Genomic DNA, 16,724 nt, shown 5'->3' on the forward strand with positions numbered 1-16,724 from the left:
TCGCTTTAACTAAACTGCGATTATTTCTGGCGCTTTTTCTGATAATGCCATCTTTGTTGCTTGCAACTTCTCCATAGATTTAGCACCTAATTCTGCACTGTTTAAAAGTAAAAATGCATTTTTAGCAATATTAAGCGTGCCCTCCGGAACCCCTTCGCATTTAATAATGGCTTGAAGCAAGCTAAATGCCACGCCTGGATTGGTAGGCATTTGCTCAAAACATTCCGCAAATAATGCTACTGCTCTGCCATAAAGTTTGTCTTGATAAGCTGCCGTGGCCTCTTTGATCAGTGTTTGGATTGTATTGTATAAAGTTTCAAAGCGAATTTGTTCTGTATTTAATAGCAATCGCTGGCTGTCAGTAAGGAAATCGGACTTTTGTAGTTGTTTCCTGAGTAATTCAACAAAATGATAACAGCCAAAAATATCACCCGTTTCAAAAAAGGCTTTGGCTGCATCTAAGCAAGTCTCGGGATGGTAGTCTTGATTTTCTAAAGTTTGATATTTTAAGAGTAAGCGTTTGGCATCCGCATTTTTACCTTTTACAGCCAATAATCTAACTTGCAGAATTTGCAGGTCAAACGCTATGGGTTCTGGGTTAAAACGTTTCACAAGGCTATCTAATAGTTTGCTAACATGACTTAACGCATTAGCACGCTCCATAGGAGCATGTGAATGGGCATTATCAATAATACAGCGAGCATGATTTAAATAGTTCTGTGCAGAATCATGAATTGAATGACGTGCAATACTTACAATACGATGAAATACTTTTGCTGCCAGTCCGTAGTCATGACAAATCATTGCGATATTGGCTAGGGTCTTTTGCCTTGGGATATTTTTGGGTGATAACTGGGTTAATTTTTGTAAAACCTCCAGTGAGTGCTGCAAATCTCCAGTTTTAAAATATTGTTGAGCGATAAAATCCATAGATTCCACCATGGTTTCATCTTTGCTTGCTAAAGCGTTAAAAATATCCATAGCTTCGGCAGAGCGATCTTGATGGTAAACTGAGATAGCTACACCTAAATCAGCCCAAGTTGTGTATTGCTTTGTTAACAAGTTCTTGTAAAAAACCTCAGCTTTTACAAATTCTTTTTGCCGTAAAAAAAGTTCTCCTTTTAGGCGTTCTGCAGCAGCTTGAAAATCTGGATTATTACGAATAACGGAATCGCATTCTTTGATAGCTTCTTTTAATTCTAACTCTTGTGTTGCTTGATATACCTTTCTTAACGCCATTTTTTGTTTTAATGCTTTAATCATCCGTTCTTTTAGTTGAGGGAAGGTGAAAGGTTTTAACAAATAATCATCTGGCTGCAGCTCGATAACGCCATGTACAATTTGACGTTGGTTCTCGGCACTCACAATGATAAAACAACACATGCTGTGCAATAGCGACTTCGTTTTAAGTGTTTCAAATAATTGGTAACCGTCCTGACAGTCACCTAGATTAAAATCGCAGAGAATAAAATCAAAATTATTTTGCTCACAATGCGTTTGTGCTTCTATTGCGTCTTTTGCTTGATAAATAAGCTTGAACCCAATTTGCTGCAACATACCTTTAATTGAGGCACGCACAGGGGCGCAATCATCTACTAGTAGTACCCGTTTGATTGATAAAAAGCTCGGTTCCATACTTCAGTCCGAATCGAATAGTTTTTTTTATTATGAACGATCTGATGTAAAAAACCAGTTGTTTACGAATTGTACACATATGAGGTACTCAGTACCGCTAAAATTGTTGACTGTTATTTACATATTAATTTGCGTCTTACCGTTAATTAGTAGTTGAAACCTGTTTTAGTTTAAAAGAGTAAGATTCTTGTTGAGGGTTAGCAGTGAAACTGAAACGACGAAAGTCATACTGTTGCCAATACGCTGGCGTTAGCAAGGGTTGATAATCTTGTACATTTTTTGCGGTAATCAGTTCTAGCTCAAATGCTGCTTTGCCTTTTAATGCATTTATCGGCAAGTTCCCATGCCAATGATCATAGATCGCCACCATTGACCAAGCTCCCATCATATAATGGCCGCCGACACTGGCAACTAACTCACCGGAGTCTATTTTCGCAATAGCTTCAGGCAACCAATCAAAACCGCCAATGCAAAAATCAGCACTGTTAAGCTGATTGGCTTTAAGCATATCCAGTACACCCAGAGCAATCCAATCTGAAGCAGCCCAAATGACACTGGTATTGGGGTAGCGTCGCAATAGTTGCTGGCTTTGAGTAGTTGCGAGTTCACGTAACCATTGTGAAGGGACAACCTGATTAAAAATATAACTAAAATTCGTTTCGGTTACATTTTTTAACGCGGCGCCGCGTTGTTCTGCTTCAAAGCCATTTGCGCCATTTAATCCAACCACACCTTTTTGACCTTGAAACGCTTTATCGCGGCATTGGTTAAGTAAGGCTTCAGTGAGCGTTCTACTGGCTTTCGCATTATCAAAGTAAATTTCAGCAAACCAGTTAGGATATTTTTCCCCAGGAACACCAATTTGTAATGACTCATGTGGCAGGATAATTCGTTCAAGCGTAATGATGTTGGTTGCAGGGTATTGAGCAAGAAAATCCATCAAGGCTTTTGCCCCACCAGAATAAGTTTGTACGGCAATATATTCAGGTTGTTGCAGGCTAAAGTAGCTGGTCAATTGCTCTAACTGTAAAAGACGATTTCCTTCACCGTAGATAATATCTAATTCTAATCCTAAATTTTCCGCGGCCAATTTAGTATAAAGTTCAACATGCTTAAAGAAAGGGTCATCTGGATGCGAAGGGGACACAAATAAGACTTTGGGTGCAGTAGCTGCATAAGTAGTAGCAAGTATTACCAGTTGTAAAATAATTAACCATCCAAACAGCGCTAATTTAGCCATCAAAAACAACCTGAATTCACGTTTTGAAAAATATATCACACAGTGTGTAAATTGCTAATAGGTTATCGCTGCAGTGGAGTAAGCCAATGAATAACTCTCATATACTCGTCCGCATCTGCCAATTTTAGGGATTTCATGCTCTGCTTTGGTGCGTTATAGCACCTTTGGCTTGTTTTTATTGGCTAAAAATGGACTTTTCCTGTTCATTTTTGGTGCGTTTCAACTATCTTTTTTATTTATTGTTGGCAAAAATCGCGTTTTTTAGTTTTGATTTGGTGCGAATGAACGCAGATTAATCCCTATTTACGATGTTTTTTGTTGGCATAAAAAGTGCTTTGTTAAGGTTTAAAAGCCATTATCTGAATGACTGTGTAGCGCTGCTAAATTGGAGCATCAATGAAAACAACACCTTACTTTCCGAAGAAGTCTTTACTGGCCGTTGCTATTACTTCATTATTTTATACTGAAGCGAGTATAGCGAATGAGCCTGCAGCAACTGAGGCTAACGTAGAACGTATTATGGTCACCGGTTCGCGCATTGCTCGGGATCCTAATTTAGCGTCGCCTTCCCCAATACAGTCAATCAGCGAAGAGGATATTCGTCTCTCTGGCGAATTTTCCATTGCCGATGTAATCAATGATATTCCTGCCTTGTTTTCATCTACCACCAGCCAGATGGCTAATGAAAGTGGTTTTGCGGCAGGTACCAATGTACTTAATCTACGCAGTATGGGAGCTAATCGAACGCTCGTGTTGGTCAATGGCAAACGTCATGTTGGTGGAACCCAAGGCTCGTCTGCAGTTGATGTTGGCTCTATTCCAACCAGTTTAATACGACAGGTAGAAGTGTTAACCGGTGGTGCTTCTGCTGTTTATGGCGCGGACGCGGTAACTGGGGTAGTAAACTTTATTCTCAAGGAAGATTTTGAAGGCTTTGAGTTTGATGCGCAAACCAGTGGTGCTGAAGAAGGTGGGGCCCGCAAATACAAATTAGATGCGACTTGGGGTAGTAATTTTCATGAAAATCGTGGCAATGTTGCATTGAATCTGACCTATGGCAAAGATAAAGGTTTACGTGCGCACGAGCGAAAAGATGGTGTTCTCATTGGATCTGGTCGCGATTGGTTAAACCCTGATCGCCGTTTTCAAATAGGTGATTTAACAGCAGCTAATACACCAAATTTCCATCAATTTTATAATCCTTCGCAAGGTAGACCCGGTTATGGTCTAACTATTCCTGCCACGGCAGAAGCTTTTTTAGACAGTTACGAAGCCAGCTTTGGTAGTCGACCGAATTTAACCGCAGCTGAGCTTGCCTTAATCACTCGCGCTGCGAATGCACCACAACGAGCGATACTACCAGGTCGCACTTTTCCGTTTTCTTCAGGCTATGGCATCATAGCCCCAGGTAATGCTTTTGATTTTACTGGGTTTGATGAGTTTACCAATATTGACTTAAACAACAATGGCGTCCCTGATTGTCTTGACTCCTTTACCGGTTGGACCTCTTCTTTTGCGCCCGGTGCATTTGGCGCACTTGGCGGATGCTGGACGGTACAACCTGATGGCACTTATCGCCCGGTACAAGATGGACTAGTGGCTAGCCCCACCCAGGGTTTTGCAGGAGACTCCTTTAATACTATTCGTCAAGATGAGAGTTATCTATTACCACCAGATGAGAAGATCGGTGTTAATTTATTAAGTAGCTACGACATTAATAACGATATCACCTTAAAAGGTGAATTGAAATTTGTACGTCAACGCACTGAAAATACCGCGCAACCGACATCGTTCTGGGATTTGTTATTGGGTGCGCCAGATAATCCATTTTTACCTGAGTTTATTCGTCCTGTAGCGCAACAGACGGGTGGCGTTTCTATTACCATTGATCCAATTGGCATAGGCGAAGGACTAACGATTGAAACGCGCGAAACTTTTCGTGGTGTGTTAAGTTTGGAAGGCATGCTTAAAAATGGCTTTAGCTGGGATGTCAGCGCCGTTTATGGGCAGTTTAGTCGTGAGACGGATGCCAAAAATCGTGTTATTGTCGATCGCTTTATGGCTGCCATTGATGCAGTTTCGGATCCGGTGAGTGGCCAACCAACCTGTCGTGCAAATGTTGATCCAACAGCTCCAGCTATGGGTACGCCTTTTAATATTCCAACCTATGATCCCGGTTATTTTACTTTCACCCCTGGTGATGGTAGCTGTGTACCGTTAAATATTTGGGCCGGCAGAACAGGTATTACCCAAGCAGCGATAGACTGGGTAACCCGCTCTGAACAAAGCAAAGTCACCTTGGATCAAACGGTGCTATCTGCGGCCTTAGCAGGCAATAGTGCCGATTATTTTGAATTGCCGGCAGGCCCAGTCTCTTTCGCCGTCGGGGCAGAATATCGTCGTGAAAGTTCAACCGCAGAATTTGATGCTTGGCAACGTGGTATTTTACCTGCGGGCTCACCCTTCCCAGAGGGAACAAATATTGCGGATGTTTCGACCAATAATAAGTTAACCTTCCGGCCAGAGCTGATAACGCGCAATGAAGACGGTAGTTACGAGGTGTATGAAGCCTTTGCTGAGTTATCAGTCCCTTTACTATTCGATCGTTTTTTGGCGGATGAACTTACCTTGGATTTAGCGGCGAGGATCTCCGATTATTCAACGGTGGGTGTAACAACGACTTGGCGAGCCAACTTGTTATGGGCGCCAGTACAAGATTTACGTATTCGTACAGGGATTTCTGAAGCAGTACGGGCGCCAAATATTACCGAATTGTTCGGCCCAGAAACGGGCACAACCTTCAGGCCGGTCGATCCCTGTGATGCATCTCAAATCAATGCGATACGTGCCACCAATCCTGAGCTAGCAAGTAATACTCAAAGTAACTGTGTGGCATATTTTGCCACTATTGGGCTCGATCCTTTTGACGGTTCAGGTAATTACAATTTTGCCGATCCATTAACTGCAGCCTTTGGTGGGGTAGTTGGTGGCAATATTGAACTTACTGAAGAAACGGCTAAAACCTTAACCTTGGGCTTTGTGTATACACCCGCCATGCTGTCAGGATTAAACATGACAGTGGATTACTGGCGCATTGAATTAGAGGATGCGATTAATGCCGTTTCTGGGCAAAATATCGCAGATGGTTGCTATACCGGTGGCAGTTTGAATGAACAATTTTGTCAGTTATTAACCCGTAACACCGATCCCAACTCCATTTTCTTTGGTGGCTTTAATTTTATGAAATCCACCGATATCAACTTTGCGAAACGTGAAGCCGCCGGTGTTGACTTTGCCGTAGGTTATGCCTTTGATCTTGGCGAACACAGTTTTACTGCCAAGGTGGCTGGTACGCGGTTGCAAAGTTTAAAAGATTTTACTAATCCTTTAGATATCAATGATGTAAACGATCGCTTAGAAGAAACGCGTAACCCAAAATGGGCAGGTAACCTTAACTTGAGTTGGGAGTACGACGCATTAAGGTTGGGTTGGCAAACCCAATATTATGGTAAGCAGTTATTACGCTTTGCTGCCAAAGATACCTATCTTTCTTTGTACGGTGATAGCGTTATGATGCCTTCATCTATGGTGCATAACCTAAATGCCAGTTACCAATTATCAACAGAAATGCTGATTTATGGTGGGGTAAATAATATTAGTGATGAAAAACCCTTTATCACTAACTTTGCTTATCCAGCCAGTGCGCAAGGACGTACACTGTTTTTTGGTATTAACCTTCGTATGTAATTTTTGTACAGCCCTTACTTGGTGTAAGGGCTGTTTTCCTATGTCCCCATCTGCGTATTTGATACCTGCATTCTCCTTTAGCAATAACACTTCCATTACGATGCTGGTTCAGATCTCATAATAAGTCTGAGTAAAAAATTTTTGCGCTTGCAATTTTGTCTGATAAATATTATTTTTGTTTCAGGTTAGCTGTTAGGTTGATTTTTGAACATTATGTTTGTATCTGAATCTCATACACGAATTATTACATTGAGTACCGCTGCGGGACTCAAGATCGAGGTTATGCCTTTTGGTGCAACAATTAAATCTATTAAAATTAAAGGGCATGAGGTTTGTTTAACTTATCCAAGCCTACAGCAATACTTAGACAATCCGTTTTATTTGGGGTCTAGCATTGGTCGCTATGCTAACCGTATCGCAAACGGACGTTTTTCTTTGCATAACCAAGACTATTATTTAACGAAGGGTGACCAGCAACATGCTTTGCATGGTGGCGCAGTAGGTTTTAGTCATCAGCTTTGGGATTGTGTAGAATTTTCAGAAACTTACTGCTTACTTACCTTGACTTCTGCCGACGGTGATGCCGGCTTTCCTGGCAATCTGCAGGTTAAGCTGAAAATTGCCGTCACGGAGTTGTCAGTGACCCTAGAATTTACGGCTATTTCTGATCAAGACACCATAATAAATCTGACAAATCATAGCTATTTTAACCTAAATAAAGATAAAAGCAGCCTTAACGCTCATTGGCTGACCATTGCTGCCGATGCTTATCTTCCTATTTCTAGTTCAGGTATTCCTCTTGGTTACTCTAATGCCGTTGTAGACACTGATTTTGATTTTTCTCAGCCAAAAGAACTTACTCGTTGTTTTGATTCTGTTGACCCGCAGTTTTTGACTGCCGGCGGCTACGATCATTTTTATATCTTTGCACCAAATAGAGATCTCAAGCAAGCCGTAGCGCAGTTAGTTTCGACCGAGAGTGGGCTTGGAGTTCGCCTTTTTACTACACAGCCCGGCTTGCAATTTTATAGTGGTAATTTTTTAGGTACTCCTTTTATAGCACGTTCAGGTTTATGTCTTGAAGCTCAGCATTGGCCTGATGCACCAAATCAGCATACTTTTCCATCCGCGGTGATCACTGCTCACGAGACTTACGAGAGGACAATTCAGTATGAGTTTTTTGAGCTGTAACAACAACATAAGTAGTTATCTGGCTAATTTAATTTAGAGAATACACCCAGAATTAAAGCGTTCTATCGGTAATAACTGAAGTAAAAACGGTTGCAGCACCTGCAAAATTGAGTTATTTATAAGATAAATAGGTTAATTTGCGATGCTGCCTATAAAAAAGTAGACAGGGAGAAGATAAGTGAAAAACCAAAAACAATTAATGCTATCCAAAAGAACCGCTATCAGTATTGCAATTGCAGCTGTCTTTGCATCTTCTGGACAGGTTATGGCACAGCAAAGTACAAGCAATAACCCCGCTGCAGAAGAAAAGGTTGAGGTCATTGCGGTAAAAGGGATTCGCAGTAGTTTGCGTTCTTCGATGATTGATAAGCAGGCGGCTAATGTCGTTTCAGATGGTATTCGAGCCGAAGATTTAGGTAAGTTCCCAGATCTTAACGTGGCGGAATCCTTACAACGTATCACCGGTGTTTCAATCGATCGTAGTGGTGGTGAAGGTCAAGCAGTAACCATTCGAGGCTTTGGTCCTCAGTTTAATACCGTACTGGTAAATGGTCGACAAATGGCAACGGATACCGGTGGCCGCGAGTTTAACTTTGATGTATTGGCGGCAGAGCAAATTACCGGTGCTGATGTATTTAAATCCACCACAGCAACGCTGCAAGAGGGCGGCATTGGCGGTACCATTAATGTTACTACGGCCCGCCCGTTTGATTTTACCGGATTTCAAGCAGTCGCTTCATTAAAAGGGGTTTACGAAAGTCTGTCTGAAGAAACCTCTCCCTCGGCTTCACTATTAGTATCCAACACCTTAATGGATGAAAAGTTAGGCGTGTTAGTGGCGCTTAGCCACCAAGAGCGTAAAGTTCAAATTAACCAAATTAACACTGCAGGATGGCGTGGCGGTCAAACCATATCAAACATCCGAGACGGTGTTATTGCAACCAATGCGTACATTCCACGTAATTGGGATCAAATTGTCGATCAACAGGATCGTACTAGAACTAACGCCAGCTTGGTGTTTCAATACGCGCCTTCAGAAGACATTACGATCACCCTAGATGGTCTGTATTCAAAATTTGATGTCGATTCGAGTGTCACAGATCTTGCTTCTTGGTTTGAGCCGGACCGTGTTGGTAGCGCAGTGATTGATCCTGCTACAGGCACTTTATTGCGCTTTACTCAAGAAATTGGTTTACACCAAGGTAGTGGCGATCCGGCAACTGATTTTGTGTCATCAACACGTAACTCGCGCTTCAGTTCAACCAATGCGCTAGGTTTGAATGTGGAGTATCGTTTAAGCGAGCAGTTAAAGGCAAATTTCGATGTGTCGCGCTCAACCGCCGAAAATGACATGGCGGGAAGAGATCGCTTCAACGTTGTGGGTATTATTAATAATTATACTTTCGACAGTACTGGGGGAACTCCCACAGTTGCACACGATGGGTTTGGTAATGGCGCCTTACCGGATGCGAATCGGGCACGGTTGCACTATAACGACCGTGGTTTAAATTTCACTGATGAAGATGAAATTACTGAATATAAAGCAGATTTTGTTTTTACTCCGAATAATGGTGTGTTTGAGCAAGCGCAGTTTGGTCTTTACCGTCAAGAGCGTGAAAAAGCCAGCTTTCAAATCCAAGGTTCACAATGTGCTTACTGTGGTTATGGCACTGCCGCACCGCTGGATGCGATTAACTTCCGACCTTTCACGGCTAAAAACTTTTTCCCTGGTTTAATTGACACCTTTTATACCTACGACGGCGATTTAATGAATAAGTTTTTGGCGGACAGTGGTTTCCCTATTACGCCAACCTTACAAAATAACCGTTATCGTATTAATGAAGATATTACCAGTTTCTATATGGATTTTACCTTCCAATATGAACTTGGTTCTATGCCTGTCACCATGAATCTGGGTACTCGCTATGCGTCTACCAATGTTTCTGTTGGTGCTATTCAAAGCTTTGTCACGGATATTGTACCTACTTCAGATGCAACACTGTTTGCTAATGTGTTCGGTCCTGTGACTGCAATAGAGCAGGGTACTCGCTATGCGAATTTGCTGCCCTCGTTAAATATCAAGCTAGAAATAGCGGACGACATGTTTTTACGTTTTGCTAGCTACGAGACCATTACACGGCCCACGATGTCACAGATGTCGCCAGCCACGAACTTTAATGAACCTCGTCGTCAAAACTTAACGGCCAATGGCGGTAACCCAGCATTAAAACCCTTTAAGGCCAGCAACTGGGATATTTCGTACGAGTGGTATTACAACGACGCCAACTTGTTCAGCGTAGCCTTTTTTAATAAAGAAGTTGAGGATTTTATTGTTACGCTAACCGGGACTGAAGTGTTCAATATGACCAGCAGAACCGGTCCTAGCTTTAACTGCAGCACGGCGAATTCCGCGTTATGTGCCAATGACGTAGTTGGTACGACGGAAGAGTTAAATGGCGCGTCAGAAACCTATCGTGTTACACGGCCTCAGAATAGTGAAACGGCAGATATTACTGGCTTTGAAATCGCTTGGACCCATGTCTTTGATAACGGTTTTGGTATTTCGGCAAACGCGACGATAGTAGATAGCAATATCGATCTAAACGGTGACAGCAATACCAGCTTTGCTCTAGAAGGCTTAGGTGATTCACAAAACATCGTGTTGTTCTATGAAAAAGACGTATGGCAAGCTAGAGTGGCCTTCAACAATCGTGAAGGTTTCTTAAGAGCTTTAGATAATGGTTTTAATGGCGAACCAATTAACACCGAAGGCTTTGGCCAATGGGATGTGAGTGCGAGTTATGACTTTAATGAGTACTTAACGTTTTTTGTTGAAGGCATCAACGTTACTGGTGAGGAATTAAGACAAACCGGTCGCTTTAAAAACCAAATCTACTCTATCGAAGATAATGGTTCACGCTTTGCTGTTGGTGTTAGAGGTAAATTTTAACACTTGCTGAATTTAAACGCGGTAGTTTTGGCTATCGCGTTTAGTTCATTTCTTCGTTCAACTAAGTGTTAGCTTAGTGTTTTTAGATGAGATTGTTATGAACAAACCCATTAAACACATTGTTATTGTTGGTGGAGGAACTGCCGGTTGGTTAAGTGCTGCCATTATTGCAGCCCAGCATAAAAGTCACTTAGCTGAAGGTATCGCAGTGACGTTAGTCGAAGCGAGTGATATCCCAACAATTGGGGTGGGTGAAGGTACTTGGCCTACCATGCGTCATACCTTGCAACAAATTGGCCTAAGTGAACGTGTTTTCTTTCAGCGATGTCATGCTGTGTTCAAGCAGGGTGGCAAATTTGTAAATTGGGTAACCGGTAACGGTGACTTTTATTATCATCCTTTTACTGTACCACTGGGTTATGGTCGTATCGATCTGGCGCCTTATGTAGAAGATATCAGTGCTTATGCGCAAGAGAGTAACTTTCAACACCACATTTGTGAAGCCGGTTTAGCACCAAGAACGTTGGCGGAAGAAGAATACCAAGCACAGTGTAATTATGCTTATCATCTCGATGCAGGTGAGTTTGCTGAACTTTTAAAAGAACATTGTATAAACACGCTTGGGGTAAAGCATAAGATTGCAACTCTAGAGCACTGTGTGCTTGACGATGCTGGCAACATCAGCAGTTTAGTGTTTCGCGATGAATTAACCCCTTTTACCGCCGACTTATACGTTGACTGTACTGGGCTCTCTTCTTTATTGCTGGGTAAAGCGCTGGCGGTACCATTCAAATCTGTTGATCATTTGTTATTTAACGATCGGGCTTTAGCGATGCAGGTGCCTTATCCTGCAGCAGATACGCCTTTAGCTTGCCATACGATTGCCACCGCGCAAAATGCCGGTTGGATTTGGGATATTGGCCTGACTCATCGACGTGGCGTAGGGCATGTTTATGCGAGTCGCTTCCTCAGTGATGATGAAGCTGAATTTAATTTGCGCCGCTATATTGGCCCTGCAGCTGAAGGCTTGTCCTGTCGGAAAATTAGCTATCAATCAGGGCATCGCGAACAATTTTGGGCCAAAAATTGCGTCGCTATAGGTATGTCTGCCGGCTTTGTTGAGCCTCTTGAAGCAACGGCAATTATGCTGGTCGAGCTATCTGCGCGTTTTGTTGCCGATAATTTACCGACAGAAAGTGCAGATTTACCGATTGTTGCGCAGCGCTTTAATCGACAAATGCATTATCGTTGGCAGCGTATTATCGATTTTCTGAAGTTGCACTACATGTTAACTAAAAGACCTGAGCCCTACTGGCAGGCGCATTTAGACAAAAACAGCATGCCACCAAGCTTAATGGATGATCTGCAACTTTGGCAAAGCAGAGGACCGACAACGCAAGACTTTCAAGGTCCTTTAGAGCTGTTTCCTGCCGCAAGCTATCAATATGTTATTTACGGTATGGGCTTTAAACCTGATTTTAGTAAACGCGGTTATTTGTATAATGAAGCGCAACAAGCATCACAAATAATAAATAAAAACAAACAATTAACTCAGCAAATGTTGAGTAGTTTACCATCGCACAGGCAATACATTGAGCAATGGCTGCGGCAATAACAGGATTGAATTGGATGAGTAATTATTTAGCTTTGGATCCACAGCAACATGCTGCGGTTAAAGTCTCTGAGCAGCAAGCGTTGGTTTTTGCCGCAAGTCAGCACCTTATCAATACCCGAGTCACTGAAGTCGCGCAGCTCGCCTGTGATTTGCCTATTTTTATCAGTAAATCACCGCATGGCGATTGGGCGTTATCCGCCTTAACGAGTGTGGTGCCAGGCCAAAATCTATGGATTGCCGAGGGCCGATGGCAGCCAACCTATTTGCCGATGTTACTCCAAACGTATCCGCTTTACGCCTTACCCGGCTCAGAGCAAGGCCAGCTACAACTTGGGCTTATGGCTGATCCGTTAAGTATGACAGCAGGTCTGTCGTTATTTGAAGATTCGCACCAACCCAGCTTAGAGTTACAGCGGCGAATGAAGTTAGTAGAGACGGATTTACAAAATGAATACCTGACCTTTCGTTTCTTACAGCAATTACAGCAATGGCATTTAATCCAACACATTGAGCTGGTGTTAAACAAAGGAACAGAAGAACAGCGTATTCAAGGGTTGTATACCATTAATGAAGATCGCCTAGCGCAATTAAGTGCTGAACAACTGAAAACGCTTCAACAACAAGGGCAGTTATTACCGATTCACAGCATGCTGTTATCGCTGTTACAGCTCAATAAATTGATTCAAAAACATAATAGCTTGCCTCAGTTTGAGCAAATAAAAAGCATTAAGCTTGTATTACCAAAATAAAAACATCCCAACAGGGAGTGCTACTGGCACACAATAACAAGGTAGATAAAACAGCATGACCCAAAGTTATCTTCAACTCACAATTTTTATCGTGGTGTCGGCCATTATCGGCTTATTAACCTATTTAAAATGTCGCGGGCAAAATCGTCATAAACATAGTCAAAATAAAGAGTTTTTCTTAGCTGGCGGCGGCTTAACCTGGATCTTTGTTGCCGGCTCTATCACGCTGACTAACTTAAGTACTGATCAGCTGGTAGGGATGAACGGTAATCAAATGATGCTGTTGGTCTGGTGGGAATTAGCGGCAGTTGTCGGCTTAATAATCTTAGCCAAAGTATTTTTACCCGTTTATTATCGCTACAAATGTACCACCACAACCGAACTACTCGAAAAACGCTATAACAATATGCATATTCGCGCCGTGATTGGCGGGTTATTTTTGTTAGGGAATGCATTTATTTACATGCCGGCCGTGATTTATTCAGGCGCCTTGTTTATGCAAAGTATGTTTCAAGTTGACGTCTCTATTCAGTTTATAGCGGTGATTTTTGCGATTGTCGGTGCGTTATATGCCTTTTTTGGAGGCTTAAGAGCGGTCGCTGTTTCTGATACCTACAACGGTGTATTAGTGCTTGGCATGGCAATCTTAATTGTTATCTTAGCCTTAGTGGCCATTGATTTTGATTTCAGTGGCATCCCAGCTGAACGGCTAACCTTAATCGGTGCGCCAGACTCTCCCATACCTTGGACTACCTTGTTTACCGGGATGTTATTTATTCAGATTTATTATTGGGGAACCAACCAAACTATTACGCAACGCGCCATGGCGGCACCCAACGTTAAGGAAGCGCAAAAAGGGGTGCTGGTTGCTGCTGGCATTCGATTATTGATTGTTCCGGCTATTGTGGTTATCCCAGGGATTGTATCTTATAAGCTCTATGGCCAAATCGGAGATGCTGCCTACGGCAGAATAGTGGGTGATTTGATGCCAGCATGGTTAACTGGCGTATTTGCTGCCGCCATCGCTGCAGCGGTGTTATCGACTTATAACAGTTTACTCAACTCAGCAACCGCGCTTTATGTCTGTGATATCCATGAAGCCTATGTGCAGAAGGATCCGAATGTGGTGAAGTTAAGTGGTATTGTCACCGTGCTGCTGACGACGCTTACCTTAGTCTTAGTGCCTATCTATCAACAAGCTGAAAGCATCATTAATTTATTGCAGCAGTTAAACGGCTTACTCAGTATGCCCATATTGTCAATTTTTATAGTGGGGTTATTGTTTAAGAATGTGGATGCACGAGCTGCGATTATTGCGGTGATCTTTGGCGTGTTGTTCTATGGTGGTTTGACGTTCTCGTTTTCACCGTTCTTTGTCACTATTCATTATATCCACCTTATGCCAGTGACCTTATTTAGCTGTATTGCGGTGGCATTGCTTTGCAATAAATTTTTGTTTAAACAACAGGCGCTTTGGTCCGGTAAATTAGCGCCTGACGTTTAAGAAAGCTCGTGTTCCTTGGCTTTGCCGGTGTATGATGTATACACCGGCTTTTTTTTACTGCTGATAAACAACCACATCAAACGCATTAATAACGTCGGTGCCCACTAGCAGCTTTGCCGCCTCAGGTAAGGACAGTTTTACAGCGTCTGCGCCATAATTAAATACAAAGGTTAGATTGCCGCGTTGCACTGAGCGAAGATCTTTTCCGAGCTTATTTGTTGCTATGGCTAAGTCTTGTGCTAAAGCTTCAAAAAACGCCAGCAGGAATTCATCACAGCTTAACGAGCCGATATAAAAGCATTGTTTAGCTTTGACTACGGCAGCCGTGTTGTCATGATAGCGTGCTACGACAGTCAATCCAGCATGTTCAGATAACTCTTCGCGCCAGCGAGCACTTTGAAAGGTTTTGCCGGCAAAATGCAGTGCATCATGACAATCTGGTCGCGTTGTCTCAACACTGAGCACTTTAACCGGGATTAACTGTTGAATTAAACCAGGACCGAGTTCAGGCGCTAAAGTCAGCTCAGCTGTTTTCGCGCCGCTACGTGGGCCGAATACGCAAGTTGCCTTACTGTTTGCACAGTTAGTAATAAATTGCTGAGAAACAATCGGTAAACAGGGCGCAATCACTAAGGTGTAAGGGCTTAAATCTTGATCTTGGCCAATAAAATCGACGGTAATACCCAACTGTCGTAACGCGCTGTAATAGGCGAACTCAACCTGTTGTTGATTATAACTATCACCTTGACGTTCAATTTCTGTTACCCACTGCGCGGATGTTTCGGTCACAATGGCCACTTTAGCGGCTGGGTGTTGCTGGGCCAAATCTGGCACTTTAGCTAACTCAGCATAAAGTTGTTGAATTTCATGATAAGCCGTAGCTGCAGAGTTATCGGTACGCTTTAAACCTGCATGCATTTGCTCTTGCGCAAAAGGAACTTGGCGCCAGCGGAAGAAACACACGGTTGCTGCGCCATGGGCAAAGGCTTGCCAAGACCATAACCTGACCATACCGGCTTCTGGGCGAGGATTGTGTCTTGCCCAATTTACCGGTCCTGGTTGTTGCTCCATAATCCAAAAAGGACCTTTGCTGATCCCGCGACTTTGATCAAAGGCATAGCTCGAATAGTCGGGATGTCCGGTGCGCATATATCGCTTAAAATCAGCGGTCGAGCTGTTAGCAAAAAATAAATCGGTACGGCCTAAAGGATAGTTATCATAACTGACAAAATCTAAGTTTTTAGCCAAAGCCGCATTATCTGTTTGCGTATCACTCATAGGAATAAAATTATGTGTGATAAAACGATTTGGTGCATGCTGTCTTAAGATGCGGATCATTTCATCATGAAAGCGTATTACCTGATCAGAGCTAAAACGGCGATAAGCCAAGTTATGCGACGGATTGGTTTCGGTCACGGCTAAATAGGGCAGTTCAATTTGCTCAAAGTTTTGGTATTCCATTGACCAGAAAACATTACCCCATGCCGTATTTAGGGCATCGATATCCGTATAATGTTGCTTACACCATTGCTGAAAGGCTGTTTTAGTGCTGGCAGAAAAACTATGGGTAGTATCGTGGCATGCTAATTCGTTATCGGTTTGCCAGCCACAAATGGCAGGGTGCTCCCCATAACGCTCGCCTAGGACACTAGTAATGCGCATCGCTTCTCGGAAGTAATTTTCACTTGAGAAATCATAGTGTCGTCTTGAACCAAAACCTCTAACCTGACCGGTTTTTACATCCACCGGCAAAATATCAGGGTAGAGATCGATTAACCACTTAGGCGGTGTCGCGGTAGGAGTACACATGATAACTTTTAAACCGGCCTTGGCTAAGGTATCAATAGCCCGATCCAGCCAATCAAAATGAAACACACCCGGCGCCGATTCTAGTCTTGACCAAGCAAATTCGCCTATACGAACATACTTCAGCCCCAGCGCGACCATTTCTGCAGCATCCTCTGCCCAGATTGTCTCTGGCCAGTGCTCCGGGTAATAGCATACACCTAACATCGCATTCTCCTGTTTAAAATAGCATTTTATTTAAAGGATTTAGCCAGCAGTAAAATCCAATAAGTGTTTATCAACAAATA

9 protein-coding genes are annotated in these 16,724 nt (G+C 42.8%); 6 read left to right on the forward strand and 3 right to left on the reverse strand.

The genetic code is table 11. From position 1 onward, the window contains the following. Positions 1-9: 9 nt before the first annotated feature. Both ACO1PK_RS14580 and ACO1PK_RS14585 read right to left on the reverse strand, forming a co-directional pair. Positions 10-1,635 carry a response regulator gene (locus ACO1PK_RS14580; protein ID WP_423186334.1) on the reverse strand — a complete coding sequence of 542 codons (1,626 nt, stop codon included), beginning with the start codon at positions 1,633-1,635 and terminating at the stop codon, positions 10-12. 142 nt (positions 1,636-1,777) lie between these two features. Continuing rightward, positions 1,778-2,875: an ABC transporter substrate-binding protein gene (locus ACO1PK_RS14585; RefSeq protein ID WP_423186335.1), complete on the reverse strand. Its 1,098-nt coding sequence runs from the start codon at positions 2,873-2,875 to the stop codon at positions 1,778-1,780. 396 nt (positions 2,876-3,271) lie between these two features. On the opposite strand from ACO1PK_RS14585, the gene ACO1PK_RS14590 reads away from it, so the two are divergent. From ACO1PK_RS14590 to ACO1PK_RS14615, 6 genes are all read left to right on the forward strand, one after another. Continuing rightward, the gene (locus tag ACO1PK_RS14590) at positions 3,272-6,622 is read left to right on the forward strand and encodes a TonB-dependent receptor domain-containing protein (RefSeq protein WP_423186336.1); all 3,351 of its coding nucleotides are present in this window, start codon (positions 3,272-3,274) and stop codon (positions 6,620-6,622) included. Positions 6,623-6,835: 213 nt separating this feature from the next. Next, positions 6,836-7,813: an aldose epimerase family protein gene (locus tag ACO1PK_RS14595; RefSeq protein WP_423188226.1), complete on the forward strand. Its 978-nt coding sequence runs from the start codon at positions 6,836-6,838 to the stop codon at positions 7,811-7,813. Positions 7,814-8,012: 199 nt separating this feature from the next. After that, the gene (locus ACO1PK_RS14600; RefSeq protein WP_423188227.1) at positions 8,013-10,763 is read left to right on the forward strand and encodes a TonB-dependent receptor; all 2,751 of its coding nucleotides are present in this window, start codon (positions 8,013-8,015) and stop codon (positions 10,761-10,763) included. Between the two features lie 97 nt (positions 10,764-10,860). Continuing rightward, positions 10,861-12,378, forward strand: a complete 1,518-nt coding sequence (locus ACO1PK_RS14605) for a tryptophan halogenase family protein (protein ID WP_423186337.1) — start codon at positions 10,861-10,863, stop codon at positions 12,376-12,378. A gap of 14 nt (positions 12,379-12,392) precedes the next feature. Then, on the forward strand, positions 12,393-13,127 hold the full coding sequence (locus tag ACO1PK_RS14610) for a SapC family protein (protein WP_423186338.1): 735 nt from the start codon (positions 12,393-12,395) through the stop codon (positions 13,125-13,127). A gap of 55 nt (positions 13,128-13,182) precedes the next feature. Further along, positions 13,183-14,631 (forward strand): SLC5 family protein, encoded by a 1,449-nt coding sequence (locus ACO1PK_RS14615; protein ID WP_423186339.1) that lies wholly within the window; start codon positions 13,183-13,185, stop codon positions 14,629-14,631. Positions 14,632-14,685: 54 nt separating this feature from the next. Here the strand turns inward: ACO1PK_RS14615 and ACO1PK_RS14620 are convergent, their stop codons facing one another. Beyond that, positions 14,686-16,644, reverse strand: coding sequence for a beta-galactosidase (locus ACO1PK_RS14620; RefSeq protein ID WP_423186340.1), 1,959 nt, complete (start codon positions 16,642-16,644; stop codon positions 14,686-14,688). Between the last annotated feature and the right edge of the window lie 80 nt (positions 16,645-16,724).

Source organism: Alishewanella sp. d11, assembly GCF_049390205.1.
Classification (GTDB): Bacteria; Pseudomonadota; Gammaproteobacteria; order Enterobacterales; family Alteromonadaceae; genus Alishewanella.

What these genes read in the sequence shown, in the direction of transcription:
- ACO1PK_RS14580 (WP_423186334.1), bottom strand. Translation starts at nt 1,635, where the DNA reads ATGGAACCGAGCTTTTTATCAATCAAACGGGTACTACTAGTAGATGAT.
- ACO1PK_RS14585 (WP_423186335.1), bottom strand. Translation starts at nt 2,875, where the DNA reads ATGGCTAAATTAGCGCTGTTTGGATGGTTAATTATTTTACAACTGGTA.
- ACO1PK_RS14590 (WP_423186336.1), top strand. Translation starts at nt 3,272, where the DNA reads ATGAAAACAACACCTTACTTTCCGAAGAAGTCTTTACTGGCCGTTGCT.
- ACO1PK_RS14595 (WP_423188226.1), top strand. Translation starts at nt 6,836, where the DNA reads ATGTTTGTATCTGAATCTCATACACGAATTATTACATTGAGTACCGCT.
- ACO1PK_RS14600 (WP_423188227.1), top strand. Translation starts at nt 8,013, where the DNA reads ATGCTATCCAAAAGAACCGCTATCAGTATTGCAATTGCAGCTGTCTTT.
- ACO1PK_RS14605 (WP_423186337.1), top strand. Translation starts at nt 10,861, where the DNA reads ATGAACAAACCCATTAAACACATTGTTATTGTTGGTGGAGGAACTGCC.
- ACO1PK_RS14610 (WP_423186338.1), top strand. Translation starts at nt 12,393, where the DNA reads ATGAGTAATTATTTAGCTTTGGATCCACAGCAACATGCTGCGGTTAAA.
- ACO1PK_RS14615 (WP_423186339.1), top strand. Translation starts at nt 13,183, where the DNA reads ATGACCCAAAGTTATCTTCAACTCACAATTTTTATCGTGGTGTCGGCC.
- ACO1PK_RS14620 (WP_423186340.1), bottom strand. Translation starts at nt 16,644, where the DNA reads ATGTTAGGTGTATGCTATTACCCGGAGCACTGGCCAGAGACAATCTGG.